The organism is Pontiella sp. (genome assembly GCF_041622395.1).
In the GTDB taxonomy this organism is placed as follows: domain Bacteria; phylum Verrucomicrobiota; class Kiritimatiellia; order Kiritimatiellales; family Pontiellaceae; genus Pontiella.
Map to the genome: position 1 here is coordinate 1 of NZ_JBFJYW010000051.1, position 15,605 is coordinate 15,605.

The following is a 15,605-nucleotide window of genomic DNA, read 5'->3' on the forward strand; positions in this document are numbered from 1 at the left end:
CCGAAACCGAAGGCCACTCGATCAAGAAGTCATCGGCGACCGGAATGCAGTTGGTGATCCGGAAGCAGGAGAGGGCATTGGTGGGATCCATACCCGTGATGGCCTCCTGTTCGTTGTTGTGCCCGTCATGATCCGGGTCGGCGGAAGCTACGGCGTTGGTCGGACCACCGAAATAGAGCGACTCCCACCAGTTGGGGAGGTTGTCAGAGTCATAGTCGTCGTTTGCGACAAGAACGGTGAAGTGGTATTCCGCTTCCGTTCCTTTTGCGCAAGAATAGAAAACTCCTGCGTTGTTGGTGCCCCAGGCTTCGTGGGTGATACCGATGCCAACTACCCAATTGCCGGGCGCGAAGGTTAGGTTTTCGGTGCTGCGGGTCGAGAGGGGAGCAGTTGGTTCCCACAGGGGACTGTCACTATATAGGCCAACCAGATCGCGATCTCCTTCTAGTTTTGTCCATCGCTCGATTTCAACTGTAGTTACAGCTGGATCGACATATTCCCAAGACAGGGTTGTCGGATTAGGTGATGAAAACAAAGTACCGTGGAGTGGGGCGGGGAATGTGAATGCTGCTTGTTCTTCAATATCCGGGATTGGGGTGCTTCCATCGTTTTGGGCGAATGGAATGGATGTGGATCGGATGATGCCATTACTAAAGCCGATTGTAATAACATAGTCGCCATCCCCAAATTGACTGAAGAACGGTGTGGGTGTTGCGCTTTCAATGCTATATGCCCACGCAAGATTGCCATCTTCTGGATGCTTGTTTGTAACGGCTATATCCGCTCCTCCTGGACATTGGATGAATACATTGGAAACCAAGGTGTCGGTTAGAAGACCAATGTAGAAATCATAGATGTCGTCAGAACTCGACGTTGGCTCTCTACTCTCGATCCCGTGATCAATCTCCACTTCAGAAAGATGGTTGGAAATCCCCGGTAGCGCGTCGGCCTCGAAGTTGTCGCCATAGACCTGTCCGGAGCTGATGCCCAGTTGATCGGAAAATCCAACGATCCATACGTTAAGGGAATCGTCATCGGTTAACCCCCAGTTGGCGGTACTCAGATTTGTGGCAACGATAAATCCGCTGCCTAGGTCATATTGGCTGGTCAATGTTTTCATAACCGAGTCATAGGAGATTCGAAGGGTCGCAGAATCGGCGCTGATCGGAAGGAACGTCTCGATATCACCGTCACCGATGCTCCATCCTGTGTCGATGTAACGATCCGTTTCGTCGTCCGAGCCATAGGCGGCCAAGCCTACCCAAAAACTTTTGTCCCAATCCTTGTGGACGGCCAGCTCGAATGTTGCGTTTTGATCGTGGTTGGTTGGAGTCGACGCATTATGGGCTTCGATCGCGATATACCAATCCTGCGTGGAACTTCCGGAGTTGAGCGTCCAGAGCCACATCCCGTCATCCTCTTCATTGATCCCTGGTGTGTTGTATTCAGCGCGGTTATTGGTCTCGGTCAATCCGGTGCCAAATGGAATGGTCCACTTGGTGGGATCCAGGGCGTTGTCGTCAAAATCGTCCGAGCCGGAGAGGGTGGCCATAACGGCGTTGCAACAGAGCAACGTGCAGAAAAAAAGAACGCTTGCGATTTTCATTTTTCACCTCCAGTTCCCCCAAACCCCGTTGGGGCGATATACTCCTTTTTGCGCGGACGGCAAGCGAAAATACGGGAGTGGAAATGGGTATATGAATGCGCAATTGGGGGCGGAAAGGTCTCCTTCGTCAACCGTTTCCGCCCTACAAAAAAACACCCCGTCGGTTCCGGCGGGGTTTTTCTTTATTTCAACTTGAGCTGCGCGAGGCAGCGCTTGAAGTCGCCGGGCAGGGGGGCGGTGGCGCGGACGGGCTTGCCCGTTTTGGGATGGTTGAAGATGAGGCGGTAGGCGTGCAGCATCTGGCGCGGCTGCTCGACGGAGACGTCGTTTCCGGTTCCGCCGTATTTCTTGTCGCCGAGCACCGGGTAGCGCTTGTCGGCGAGGTGGCGGCGGATCTGGTGCGTGCGGCCGGTCTCGATGCGCAGTTCCAGGTAGCTCGAATATTTGTTCGAGTCGAGCAGCTTGACCAGCGTGGTCGACATGAACCCGTCGATGTCGGAGTGGATTTCGTTCCAGATCTTGGGAAACTTGCCAACGGTGATGGCGCGGTAGATTTTCATGATGTCGCGCCCCTTGAACAGCGGAATCATCGCGGCCTTGGCTTCGGCGCTCTTGGCGAAGATCACGCAGCCGGAGGTCTCCTTGTCGAGGCGGTGGACGGCGCAGATGTTCTTGTTCTTTTCCTGCTTCCGCAAGGTGGCTTCGATGCTGCTGTCGGAGGCATTCGTCAGGAAGTAGGCGGGTTTGTTGACGATCATGTAGTCGTCGTCCTGCCAGAGGATGCCGATGTGTTTGCCTTCCGGCTTCTTCTGGTCGTCGATCAGGATTTCGATGCGGTCGTTTTCCATGACCTCGTGCTTGCGGATCCAGACGCGCTTGCCGTTCACCAGCACCTGCTTGGCATCGATCGCCGCCTGGGCCGCCTTTTTGGAAATGCCGAGTTCTTCCGCAATCACGGCAAACAGCCGCTTGCCTTCGTGTTTGTATTTGACCGTAAAGATCTGCTTCTTCATATCGATTGTCCTGTAGAGTCGCCGCGACGAGGTGGCTTTGCGCACCGCTCGGCGGGAAGCCCCCGCGTTGCGGCGGCTTTACTTGTTCCTGATTGAACGCGGCATCATGTTTGCTAAGCCCTTAAATGACAAGCCCCGTCGATTGGTAAAAATTGCCGCGACTAGGGTTTTTCGGCGAGCCAGATGGTGTGGCGGCGGCCTTTGGTCTTGCGGGCGCGGACGGTGACTTCTTCGATGCTGAACCCCGCGCCGCGCAGTCGCTTCGAGAACGAGGCATCGGGTTCGGCCGACCAAACGCCCAGGATGCCGCCGGGCTTGAGCGCTTTCCTAGCCGCATCGATTCCGCCGCGGGTGTAGAGGCGGTCGTTGCCTTGGTGAGTGAGGGCGTCGGGGCCGTTGTCGACATCGAGCAGGATGGCGTCGTAGGCGTTGGGTTTTTCGCGGATCACCAGCCCGACGTCGGATTCGCGGACGGTGGTGCGCGCGTCATCCAGCGGCTTGTTGGCGAGTTCGGCGAGATGCGTCCGGTTCCATTTCACGACGGCGGGAACCAGTTCGGCCACCACCACTTCGGCGGTAGCGCCCAGATGGTCGAGGGCCGCCCGCAGGGTGAAGCCCATGCCGAGCCCGCCGATGAGCACGCGCGGCTGCTCGCGCTTTGCCACCCGGTCGCAGGCCAGCTCCGCCAAGGCGTCTTCCGACCCATGCATGCGGCTGTTCATGAGTTCGTCGTTGCCGACGGAAATCGAAAACTCGAAGGCGCGCTGATAGAGTTTCATCGCGCCGCCGTCGCCGGGCACGGTGGTTTCGTCTAGCAAGACCCATGGATTCATCGTCGCGGTTCCCCGTTTGGTTAAAAGGGCGCGGATAGTGGCGGCCGGAGGGGGATTATGCAAGCAGGCAATTGCCCGCATCGCCGGCGTTTCGGCTACGGGTGCCGTTGCAGGAAGTCCTTGTAGGCGCAGGCAATGCCTTCCTTTAGGTCGGTTTTCGGCGCCCAGCCCAAGCGGCGCAGCCGCGCGGAATCCATCAGCTTCCGGGGCGTGCCGTCGGGCTTGGTGGTGTCCCATTCGATTTTGCCTTCGAAGCCGACCCCCTCCCGGACCAGTTCGGCCAGCGCGCGGATCGAGATCTCGGTTCCGGAGCCGATGTTGATGTGCGACTGCACCGTGCCGGATTCATCGGTGAAGGCGAGATCGGCGTAGGACGCGTTCTCGAGCAGAAAGGCGCAGGCCTCGGCCAGATCGTCGCTGTAAAGGAATTCGCGCAGCGGCGAGCCGGTTCCCCAGCAGACGACCTTTGGTGCGCCTTGTTGCTTGGCCTCGTGGAAGCGGCGGATCATGGCGGGCAGCACGTGCGAATTTTCGGGGTGGTAGTTGTCGCCGGGGCCATACAGGTTGCTCGGCATGGCCGAGAAAAAGTTGGAACCATACTGCCGTTGGTAGGCGTCGCAGAGGCGGATGCCGGCAATCTTGGCGATGGCGTAGGGTTCGTTGGTGGGCTCCAACGGGCCGGAAAGCAGCGCCTCCTCCTTGAGCGGTTGGGGCGCCAGCTTGGGGTAGATGCAGGAGGAGCCGAGAAACAGGAGCTTTTTCACCTGGTGCACCTGGGCCGCATGAATGAGGTTGGCCTCGATCATGAGGTTTTCATAGAGAAACTGCGCGCGGTAGAGGTTGTTGGCGTTGATCCCGCCAACCTTGGCCGCAACGATCACCACGTAGTCGGGCCGCTCGTCGGCGAAAAAGCGGTTCACGGCCGCCTGGTCGATCAGGTCGAGTTCCGCATGCGTTCGGCCAACGAGGTTGGCATAGCCCTTGGATTCCAGCGTGCGCCATATGGCCGAGCCCACCAGGCCGCGGTGCCCGGCAACGTAGATTTTCGCGGTTTTGTCCATGGTGTTCCCCGGTTAAAATCCCAGCTCGTAGGCCGGGTTGTCGAGCAGCCGCAAGTCGCCGTCGGTCATGATGCGAACCAGCTCGGCAAACTTGACCTTGGGTTCCCAGCCGAGTTGCCGTTTGGCCTTGGCCGGGTCGCCCAGCAGTTGCTCGACCTCGCACGGACGGTAGTATTTCCGGTCGATCCGGACAACCGTCTTCCCCGTGGTTTGATCAATTCCGCACTCGTCCTTGCCTTCGCCCTGCCATTGGATGGTGCGCCCGACATGCTCAAACGATTTTTCGATGAACTCGCGAACGGCATGCATTTCGCCGGTGGCGACCACATAGTCGTCCGGGTGCTCCTGCTGCAGCATCATCCACATCATTTCGACGTAATCCTTGGCATAGCCCCAGTCGCGCATGGCATCGAGGTTGCCCATGTAGAAGCAATCCTGCAGCCCGCGGTGGATGCGCGCGACCGCCATGGTGATTTTGCGGGTCACGAAGGTTTCGCCCCGCCGCGGCGACTCGTGGTTGAACAGGATGCAGTTGTTGGCGTGCAAGCCGTAGGACTCGCGATAGTTTTTAGTGATCCAGAAGCCGTACAACTTGGCCACGCCGTAGGGCGAGCGCGGATAGAAGGGGGTGGTCTCGGTTTGCGGGATCTCCATCACCTTGCCGTAGAGTTCCGACGTGGAGGCTTGGTAGAACCGCGCTTCGATGCCCGTCTCCCGAATCGCGTCCAGCAGGCGCAGCACGCCCAGTCCATCCGCTTCGGCCGTGTATTCGGGAACCTCGAAGGAGACCTGCACATGCGACTGCGCGGCCAGGTTGTAGATCTCGCACGGTTCGATTTTTTCGATCAGCCGGTTCAGGTTGCTGGAGTCGGTCAGATCGCCGTAGTGCAGGAACATGTTCACGTCTTCCTCGTGCCGGTCTTTGTAGAGGTGGTCGATCCGGCGGGTGTTGAAGGAGCTCGCGCGCCGGATGATGCCATGCACTTCATACCCCTTCTTCATCAGCAGTTCCGCCAAGTACGATCCATCCTGCCCGGTGATCCCCGTAATCAATGCCTTTTTCATCGATGTCCCTTTGTTGAATGTCAATGGTGTTGCGCAGTTTATAAGTTCCAGAAATGAAAGCTACCTTATTCAAGATTGCATGTTCAATATATACCGCGCGGAAATTGCACATCGGGGCGCGTACGCCGGCCGAATGGGGCGGAATGGCCGACGCACCGGGCCTGTCACCTAGCCGAATGGGTGGTTCGAATCTTTTCGCCTTCGATGGCGGTCCATGGTCTAATTCCGCGGTTTTTAAGGAAAAACCGTTCGCGCGGCGCTGAACGCCGGGAGGTGCCGCTGCCGGGTTTTCGGAGGAGTATCCGTTTCCGGCACAACGGGTTTGTCCGATTGCCGGTCGGCGGGGGCAGCCGTCTCGGGGCAATTAACCGGTGCGGCATGTCATTTCCGGGGGCTGGGTCGCGTTAATATAGATGAGCGAAAGGATACCGGTTTGCTTGAATGGGCAAGGGGAAGTCTGCGCGGACGGCAGGCGGGGGTTTTAATACATGTGGAAAACTTTTACGGTGATCTTGGGCATCTGCGTTAGCGCAAGTGCCTATGACGAGGTAGTGATATTCCCGCAGGAGAAGGGCGTGCGCATCAACCGCTTCTTCTACGATTTCAAGTCGCCGTCGGCGCCCAAAAAATTCATGGGCAAAGGATGGGCGGAGACCTTGCTGACGGAGTACGGGTTCAGCGGGATCCGCACCTCGATCTATGGCACCGGCAACAAGCCCGCGCATCCGCAGCCCGGCGTGGTGCTTGAGAAGTTCTACGAGCCGGAAACCACAGCCCTGAAGTTGGCCAAAAAAATCAAGCCGGACGTGATCGTCTTCGCCAGCAAGAAGCTGGATAACACCGAGTCGTTCCCGGACTGGACCAAAAACGGCCGGGGCGTCATCCCTGAAAAATATGCGATCCTGCTGGCGGATTATCTCGAATACATGAAGCGCGAAGGCCTGCCGGTCGATGTGCTGGGCATCGACAACGAGCGGCGCTTCAACGAGGGCAACATCATGCCCGAGACGCACCGCGATGTCGTGCTCGAACTGCGCCGCTTGGCCGCCGAACGCGGCTTGCAAATGCCCAAGATCATCGGCCACGAGGATTACGCCATGGGGCGCAACAATTGGATGGAGAAGTTCGTGGAGCTGGAAAGCGACACCCTCGACATCTTTGGCGGGCACTACTACACCCGCGCACGGATTCTGGATAAGCTCAAGTCCGATCTGGCCTATGCCGGCGACCGCGAAAAATGGCACTCGGAACTGCACTGGGACAACCACGGCGATCCCAAGGGTTCCATCCATTCGATGGAGACGGCCGTCTGTTCCTTCCTGGCGCTGTGGGATTGCGTAGACAACGGCATGAACGGGTTGATGTGGTGGGACTTCAACCCCAAGAAAAAACGGCGCGACTACCTGATGCATGCCGCCAGTGTTCCGCTGGTGAATGCCTGGCCCCTCAAGGTGATCGATCCGGATGGCTCGGAGACCGTCGAGCTCAATCAGTTGCATACGCGCGCCTTCCTCCAGGGGGATGTCGTGACCGTCTATGCCCTCAACTACGATTCCTCCAGAACGTGGAAAGACCTGCGCTTCAAGCTTGCCACGGGAAGCATCGCGGGCAAAATCGAAGGCCGCCAGTGGGCCGACGGCCATGGCGACAAGGGCAGGACCGGGGAGATCAGGCCCTACACGCGCGGTAGTTTCCGCGTTGATCTTGCCCCGGGCACGATTAATGTGTTTTCATTCAAGGTCAATTTGTAGGGCGAAACCGGGAGTCGGAACGCGTGGGAGTTTTAACGATGAATTTAAAGAAAACGATTGCGGCCGGTTTGCCGGCACTTCTCGTGGGCGCGGTCGCGGTTGCCGCCGCCCAGCCCAATTTCGTGTTCATCCTGGTGGACGACCTCGGGATCCACGATATCGGGGCGGAGGGCAGCACCTTCTACGAAACCCCGCACATCGATGGGCTGGTAAAATCCGGAATGCGCTTTGAAAACGGCTATGCGGCCTGCCAGGTTTGCAGCCCCTCGCGCGCCAGCATCATGCTCGGAACCGCGCCGCCGCGCCACGGCATTACCCAGTATATCGGCGACAAGTCCGGCCTGGCCTACAATCGCGGCGATCCCGTCATGCCCGCCGAATATCTCCACAACCTGCCGGCCGATCAAACGACGCTCGCCGAAGCGCTCCGCGCCGGCGGCTATACCACCTTCTTTGCCGGCAAATGGCATCTGGGCGACGAAGGCTCTTGGCCGGAAGACCATGGCTTCGACATCAACAAGGGCGGTTGGAGCAAGGGCTCGCCCAACGGCGGCTACTTCGCGCCCTGGAAAAACCCCAAGCTGGAAAACGGCCCCGACGGGGAATCGCTGACGCTGCGCCTGGCCCACGAAACCGCCAGCTTCATCGAAGCGAGCCAGGACAAACCCTTTCTCGCCTACCTCTCGTTCTATGCGGTGCATGGCCCGATCCAGACCACGGAGGCGCTTTGCGACAAATATAAGAAAAAGGCCAAGAAGATGGGGCTGGTGGATAACGGCCCCCGCTTCAAGTTCGACCGGCGGCTGCCCGTCCGGCAGGTGCAGGACAATCCGATCTATGCCGGCATGATGGAAACCCTCGACGACGCGGTGGGCATCGTGCTCGACACGCTCAAGAAGACCGGGCTCGACAAAAACACGGTGGTCATCTTCACGGGCGACAACGGCGGCGTCTCTTCCGGCGATGCGTTTGCCACCAGCCTGCTGCCCTTCCGCGGCGGCAAGGGGCGGCAGTGGGAAGGCGGCATCCGCGAACCCTACTACATCCGCGTGCCCGGCATGACCAAGCCCGGATCCATCACCCAAGTGCCCGCCATTGGTATGGATTTCTTCCCGACCATGCTCGAGCTCGCCGGCCTGCCGCCGATGCCGCAGCAGCACGTCGACGGCGTCAGCCTGGTGCCGGTGCTCAAGGGCGGAACGCTGCCCGACCGCGACCTGTTCTGGCACTACCCGCACTACGGCAACCAGGGCGGCGAACCCTCCTCGATCATCCGCTCGAAGGATTGGAAGCTGATCTTCTACCACGAAGACGGACGCTACGAACTCTACAACCTGGCCGACGATATCGGCGAGCAGTCCGACCTCGCCGCGCAGCACCCTGAAAAGGTGGCCGAGCTGAAAAAGAGACTCGATGCCTGGCTGGCCGACACCGGAGCCGTGATGCCCGAGCGCGACCCGCGCTTCACGCAGGCCAAGTTCGACGCCAAGCTCGAAAGCGCCCGCACGAAAAAACAGGACAGCCTCGAAAAGCAACATGCCCGCTATCTGGAACCCGGTTGGAAGCCCAACGCCAATTGGTGGGGCAGTTCCGCGCAGGACTGAATTTAAGGAGCCGTTTATGAAAAAGAATCTGATTTTTGCGATGTGTCTGGGGGCCGCTTGGGTTGCGGGCGCGGCGGAATCCGCGCCGCCGAATGTCCTGGTGATTTTGGCCGATGATTTGGGCTATGCCGATTTGGGCTTCCAGGGATCGACGGAGATTCCCACGCCCAACCTCGACCGGCTCCGGGCGTCGGGCATCCGCTTCACCGATGCGCATGTGTCGGCTTCGGTATGCAGTCCGTCGCGCGCCGGCATGATGACCGGGCGCTATCAGCAGCAGTTCGGCCACGAGCCCAACTGTCCGCCGCAGGAGTTCGGCATGAACCTCGAGGAGCGCACCATCGCCGATGCCCTCAAACCGCTGGGCTACCGCACCGGCCTCGTCGGAAAATGGCATCTGGGCGACCGCGACTGCTTCTATCCGACCCACCGCGGCTTCGACTGGTTCTGCGGCCTGCGCGAAGGGTCCCGCAGCTATTTCTACGACAACAAGAAAGACGACAAGCCCGGCAGCCCCAAGGCCATCGAGCTCAATGGCAAGCCCGTGAAGTTCGAGGGCTACCTGACCGATTTCTTCACGGGAAAGGCCGTTGAATTCATCGAGGAACAGACCGAGGAAACGCCGTTTTTCCTCGTCCTCTCCTATACCGCGCCGCACGCCCCGATGCATGCGACCGAGGCGGACCTGCAGCGGTTCAAGCACATCAAAAACCAAAAGCGCCGCACCTATGCCGCGATGGTTTCGGCCATGGACCGCGGGGTCGGCCAAGTGATGGACGCGCTGGAAAAAACCGGCGCGGCGAAAAACACGCTGGTCTTTTTCCTGAGCGACAACGGCGGGCCGATCAACCACAATGCTTCCGTCAACCTGCCGCTGAACGGGGAGAAGGGGATCAAGTTCGAGGGCGGCATCCGCGTGCCGTTCGTCGTCAGCTGGCCCGGACAACTGCCGGCCGGCGCAACTTACGAACCGATGGTTTCGTCGCTCGACATTTTGCCGACGGTGCTCACCGCCGCCGGGGGCACGCCCGACTATGGCCATCTGGCCGGCCGCGATCTGGTGCCGTTTCTCAAGGGCGACGATGACGGCATTCCGCACCAAAATCTCTATTGGCACAAGGAGTGGTTCTCCGCCATGCGCGACGGCGATTGGAAGCTGCTCTACGTGCAGGATTTCGGCTACGCGCTCTACAACCTCAAAGACGATTTGGGCGAGAAGAACAACGTGGCCAAACAACATCCCGAACGGCTCGAACAGATGCGGCGCGATCTCGATGCCTGGAAGGCCAAGGGCACCGGCTCCGAGTGGACCGAAGGTCCGAAATGGTATCGGATCAACCGACAGCTCCATATCGATTTGATTGAAGAAGGAACACAAGTGCCGGCGAAATGATGCGGCTTGGTTAACTAATTAAGGAACGGAATTATGAAATACTCTGGTTTGTTGGTGGCGTGTATTGCAGCAATGACTGCGGGAGCCCAGGCGGCTCCCCCGAATGTGATCTATATTCTGGCGGACGACCTTGGCTACGGCGACTTGAGCTGCATGGGGCAGAAGCATTTCCAGACCCCGAACATCGATGCGCTCAAGGCCAAAGGCATGTTCTTCTCGCAGCACTATTCCGGCAGCACGGTCTGCGCGCCGTCGCGCTCGGCGCTGCTGACCGGGCAGCACACGGGCCACACGTTTGTGCGCGGCAACAAGGAGATCATGCCCGAAGGCCAGCATCCGATTCCCGATTCGGTCGTGCTGTTGCCGGAAATGCTGAAAGCGGCCGGCTATGTCAGCGGCGCGTTCGGCAAGTGGGGGCTGGGCTATCCCGGTTCGGAAGGCGATCCGCTCAAGCAGGGCTTCGACGTCTTCTACGGTTACAACTGCCAGCGCCTCGGCCATCACTACTATCCGTTCCACCTGTGGGACAACGAAACGAAGGTCGTTCTCGACGAGAACGCCGGAACCGCCAAGGGCGCCTATGGGCCCGCGCTCATCCACGAGCGCACCCTCAAGTTTATCGAGGACAACAAGGATAAGCCGTTCTTCGCCTACGTGGCCTCCATCATCCCCCACGCCGAGCTGGCCGCGCCCGAGGAATACATGCAAAAATTCCGCGGCAAATTCGACGAGCCCAAGCCGTTCGAAGGATGCGACGACGGCCCCGAACTGCGCCTGGGTAAATACCAGTCGCAGGCCGAACCGCGTACCGCCTTCGCCGCAATGATCACGCTGCTCGACGACCAGGTCGGCGAAATCGTTGCCCTGACCGAAAAGCTCGGGATCGCCGACAACACGCTGATCATCTTCACCACCGACAACGGGGCGCATCAGGAGGGCGGGGCGGACCCCGACTTCTTCGACAGCAACGGCCCCTTCCGCGGACACAAGCGCGATCTGTACGATGGCGGCGTGCACGTCCCGATGATCGCCTACTGGCCCGGCAAGATTGCTTCCGGCGTCACGTCCGACCACATCTCCGCGTTCTGGGACATGGTGCCGACCTTCACCGAACTCGCCGGCGTTCCGGCTCCGGCAAACACCGACGGCCTTTCGATGGTGCCTTCGCTGCTGGGCAAGGGCGAGCAGGCCGAGCATCCCTACCTCTATTGGGAGTTCCATGAACGGGGCGGCCGCATCGCGGTGCGCATGGGCAAATGGAAAGGCGTCCGCTACAACGTTCTCAAACAACCGAATGCACCGATGCAGCTGTTCGACGTTTCGGTCGATCCCGGCGAACAGAAAAACGTGGCGGCCCAGCATCCGGAAACCGTCGAGCAGATCCAGGCCATCATGAAAAAGGCGCGTACGCCTTCCAAGATCTTCACCTTCGGCCAGGAGCAGTTCAAGGGCGAGTAGGTTCGTTTGTTTTAGCCACGGGGCACGGAGTCGCAACGGTCGTACTTGCAGCTCGGTGCCCCGGTGTTCTCCACCATTGAAAACGTATTGGGGTTGATGATGAAAAAAGTATTGATGGGAATGGTTGTTGCAATGGCCGTGGGCGCCTTCGGGAAAACGTTGCCGATGCCGCCGAAGCCGAATGCGCCCGGCGAAAAGCAACCCGTGTTCGGCGCCGCCGACGGGCACTTCACGTTCGACGGAAAACCCGCCGTCATCATTTCCGGCTCGATCCACTATCCGCGGGTGCCGCGCGCCTATTGGCGCGACCGCATCCAGAAAGCCAAGGCGATGGGGTTCAACTGCATCGGGACCTATGTCTTCTGGAATGCCCACGAAAAGAAGCCCGGCGAGTTCGATTTTTCCGGCAACCTCGACATCGCCGCGTTTGCGCGGGTTTGCCAGGAGGAGGGGATGTGGCTGATCGTCCGCCCCGGCCCCTATGTCTGCTCCGAATGGGATTTCGGCGGCATGCCGGCGTGGCTGCTGAAGGACCCCGAAATGCAGGTGCGCACCAACGATCCGAAGTTTCTGGAAGCCACCGCCCGCTACATGAAAGCCGTGGGCGAACAGCTCAAGGAGCTGCAGATCAATCGCGGCGGCCCGATCATCCAGGTGCAGGTCGAAAACGAATACGGCCAGTTCGGACGGCCCGATAACGCCGACGACATGGCCTATAACAAAGCCATCCACGACCAGCTCGTCGAGGCCGGGTTCGATACCATGTTCATCCGCTGCGACTGGCCCAAGAAAAAGACCATCGGCACCGCGCACATCGACGGCGTCTATACCACCATGAACTTCGGCGGCAGCGCCGACAAAGCCTTCGCCTTCTTCGACCAGGAATATCCCGGCATGCCGAAAATGTGCGGCGAATACTGGGTGGGTTGGTTCGACCACTGGGGCGCCAAGCACCACACCAAGGCGCTCGCTCCCTTCATCAAGGAGATCGACTGGATGCTCGAAAACAGCGTCTCGTTCAACGTCTACATGCTCCATGGCGGCAGCAACTTCGGCTTCAACTCCGGCGCCAACTGGTCGTCCGGGCAATACAGCGCCGACACCACCTCCTACGACTATGATTCGCCGATGGACGAAACCGGCCGCATCACCGAAAAGTTCTACACCTTCCGCAACACCATCCAGAAATATCTGCCGGCCGACTATGCGTTGCCGGAACCGCCGGAGCAGATCAACCGCATCGAGGTGCCGGCGTTCGAGCTGACGCAGACGGCGTCGTTCGAGCAGCTGTTCTCCAAGGGGCATCTGGCGCGGACGCCGCCGCACATGGAGGCGCTCGACGCCCCGCGGGGTTTGGCGCTCTACGCGACCACGCTCGAAGTCCCCAAGGCCGGGGAATACACGCTGTCGTTCGGCGCCTTGAAGGACCGCGCCATCGTCATCGTCGACGGCAAACGGGTTGCCACGCTCGACCGCCGCCTGAAGCAGGACGCCACGAAGCTGGCGCTCCCCGCCGGGAAGGTCGAACTCGGAGTCCTGCTCGAAAACATGGGGCACCTCAACTATGCCCGCGAACTGATGAAAGACCGCAAGGGCCTCGGCGACGTCGCGCTCGACGGCAAGCCCGTGCTGGGCTGGGAAGTCCGCACCTGCACGCTGGAGCTGGCGGACATTGCGTCGCTCTCGTTCAGCGACGGCCCCGCCGCTCCGTCCCCGCTGCCCGTCTTCTATCGCGGCTCCTTCGAGCTCGGCGAAGTCGGCGACACGCTGCTCGACATGACCGGATGGGGCAAGGGCATGGTTTGGGTCAACGGCATCAACCTCGGCCGCTACTGGGACATCGGCCCGCAATACACCCTCTATCTGCCGGGTTGCTGGCTGAAGCCGGGCGCCAACGAAATCGTCGTGATGGATATCGAACCGACCGGGCACGCCTCCGTCCGCGGCGTCACCGAGTTCATCTATGGGCTGAAGGTCGATGAAAATGCGAGCTACAACCGCAAACCGGGCGAAACCCTGGCATTGAAGAAAAACCAGGTGGTGGCCGAGGGCTCGTTCCAGGACGGCGACGACGCCCAATTCGTCGATTTCGGCAAAACCATCAAGGCGCGCTATGTCTGTCTGGAGGCGCTCTCCTCGCAGGGGGGCGACCGCCATGCCGCGATCGCCGAGCTCCATCTGGTGGATGCGAAGGACCAGTGGCTCGACCGCGATGGCTGGCAGGTCATCTATGCCGACAGCGAAGAGATCGTGGCCGAACCCTCTTCGGCGTCCAACATCATCGACAACCAGCCCGTCACCTTCTGGCACACGCAGTACAAGGGAAAGTCCGAGGGGCACCCGCACCAGGTGGTCATCGATCTCGGGGCGGTGAAAGAATTCAAGGTGTTGCGCTATCTGCCGCGCAACGGGCCGAATCCCGGCAAAATCAACGCGTATAAAATCTACGCATCCCGCGAGCTGTTCGACGGGTTGATCCCCGGCAAGTAAACGCGCCGCCGGCCGGCCTCGGCCGGCACACGCACGCAAAGGAATTGGATTATGGATAAATGGAAACAACTGCTTGGTCTCATGTTGCTCGCGGCGCTCACCTGCCCGGCGGAGCGCATGGGCTTCGATACCGACTGGAAATTCGCGCTCGGCGATCCGCAGGGGGCCGAGCGGCCCGGCTTCAACGATTCGGGCTGGCGCACGCTGGATGTTCCGCACGACTGGAGCATCGAGGGCGAATACGACAAGAGCAATCCGATGGGGGGAACCTGTGGCTATCTCCCGGCCGGGATTGGCTGGTACCGCAAGACCATCGCGGTTGATCCGGCGTGGAAAGGCAAGCACGTCGAAATTGCTTTCGACGGCGTCTATATGGATGGCACCGTCTGGGCGAACGGCAAGAAACTCGGCAACCGGCCCTATGGATGGAGCTCGTTCGCGTATGACCTCAGCGAGGCCGTGCAGTCCGCCGATTCGATCACCTTCGCCGTGCGGGTGGATAACGAAAAGCAGCCCTCCGCGCGCTGGTATACCGGCAGCGGGATCTATGCCCACACCTGGATCGATGTGAAGCAAAAGGTGCATGTGCCCAGCGACGGCGTCTTTGTCCGCACCAGCGGCAACAACGTCGAGCTCGACGCCGAGATCCGCAACGTGACCGGAAAGCCGCAACGCATCGAGGTCGAGGTTTCCATCCTCGATCCCGAAGGCAAGGCCGTGGCGAAGAGAAGCCTGCCGGCCACGGTCGGAACCGATGGGGTCGAGGTTTCGAGCTTCAAGTTCACGGTTCCCGACCCGCAGCGTTGGGACATCGATTCGCCGAATCTGTACACGGCGGTCGTCGAGCTGAAGGTGGGGCGAATCACCGTCGATACGTCGACCACCCGCTTCGGCATCCGGGATGTCGAATGGAAGCCGGAGACGGGCATGTGGCTCAACGGTCGAGTCGTCAAGTTGCAGGGCGTCTGCAACCACCAGGATGCGGGCGCGCTGGGCGCCGCGGTTCCGGACAAGGTGTTGCGCTTCCGCATCGAACAACTCAAGGCGATGGGCTGCAACGCCATCCGCACCGCGCATAATCCGCAGACGCCGGTGTTCTACGACCTCTGCGACGAGCTCGGCATGCTGGTGGTGGACGAGATTTTCGACGGCTGGAAACAGAAGGCGGCGCACGACTACGGCCGCTATCACTTTGAGCAATGGTGGGAGCGCGACCTGACCGACTGGATCCGGCGCGACCGCAACCATCCGTCGGTCGTGATCTACAGCGTCGGCAACGAAACCAACGGAAAGGTCGGCCAAGATCTGGTGGCGCGTTGCCACGCGCTGGA

The 15,605-nt window shown here is 60.1% G+C and carries 11 protein-coding genes; 6 read left to right on the forward strand and 5 right to left on the reverse strand.

Going from position 1 to position 15,605, the window contains the following annotated elements; all coding sequences use genetic code 11:
- From ABYO54_RS04690 to gmd, 5 genes are all read right to left on the reverse strand, one after another.
- Positions 1-1,606 (reverse strand): hypothetical protein (locus ABYO54_RS04690; protein WP_372807084.1); only part of this gene is annotated, 1,606 nt, incomplete at its 3' end.
- Between the two features lie 182 nt (positions 1,607-1,788).
- On the reverse strand, positions 1,789-2,619 hold the full coding sequence (locus ABYO54_RS04695) for a pseudouridine synthase (protein ID WP_372807085.1): 831 nt from the start codon (positions 2,617-2,619) through the stop codon (positions 1,789-1,791).
- Positions 2,620-2,780: 161 nt separating this feature from the next.
- On the reverse strand, positions 2,781-3,452 hold the full coding sequence (locus ABYO54_RS04700; protein WP_372807086.1) for a spermidine synthase: 672 nt from the start codon (positions 3,450-3,452) through the stop codon (positions 2,781-2,783).
- Between the two features lie 95 nt (positions 3,453-3,547).
- Positions 3,548-4,513, reverse strand: a complete 966-nt coding sequence (locus ABYO54_RS04705) for a GDP-L-fucose synthase family protein (protein WP_372807087.1) — start codon at positions 4,511-4,513, stop codon at positions 3,548-3,550.
- A gap of 12 nt (positions 4,514-4,525) precedes the next feature.
- The gene (gmd, locus tag ABYO54_RS04710; protein WP_372807088.1) at positions 4,526-5,578 is read right to left on the reverse strand and encodes a GDP-mannose 4,6-dehydratase; all 1,053 of its coding nucleotides are present in this window, start codon (positions 5,576-5,578) and stop codon (positions 4,526-4,528) included.
- Positions 5,579-6,066: 488 nt separating this feature from the next.
- On the opposite strand from gmd, the gene ABYO54_RS04715 reads away from it, so the two are divergent.
- From ABYO54_RS04715 to ABYO54_RS04740, 6 genes are all read left to right on the forward strand, one after another.
- The gene (locus tag ABYO54_RS04715; protein WP_372807089.1) at positions 6,067-7,329 is read left to right on the forward strand and encodes a hypothetical protein; all 1,263 of its coding nucleotides are present in this window, start codon (positions 6,067-6,069) and stop codon (positions 7,327-7,329) included.
- Positions 7,330-7,367: 38 nt separating this feature from the next.
- Positions 7,368-8,933: a sulfatase gene (locus ABYO54_RS04720; RefSeq protein WP_372807090.1), complete on the forward strand. Its 1,566-nt coding sequence runs from the start codon at positions 7,368-7,370 to the stop codon at positions 8,931-8,933.
- Positions 8,934-8,949: 16 nt separating this feature from the next.
- On the forward strand, positions 8,950-10,326 hold the full coding sequence (locus ABYO54_RS04725) for a sulfatase (protein ID WP_372807091.1): 1,377 nt from the start codon (positions 8,950-8,952) through the stop codon (positions 10,324-10,326).
- A gap of 33 nt (positions 10,327-10,359) precedes the next feature.
- Entirely contained in the window at positions 10,360-11,784 is a 1,425-nt protein-coding gene (locus tag ABYO54_RS04730; protein ID WP_372807092.1) for an arylsulfatase, read from the forward strand.
- Positions 11,785-11,880: 96 nt separating this feature from the next.
- On the forward strand, positions 11,881-14,274 hold the full coding sequence (locus tag ABYO54_RS04735) for a beta-galactosidase (RefSeq protein WP_372807093.1): 2,394 nt from the start codon (positions 11,881-11,883) through the stop codon (positions 14,272-14,274).
- 51 nt (positions 14,275-14,325) lie between these two features.
- On the forward strand, positions 14,326-15,605 hold a 1,280-nt coding region (locus ABYO54_RS04740; RefSeq protein ID WP_372807094.1), incomplete at its 3' end, for a glycoside hydrolase family 2 protein.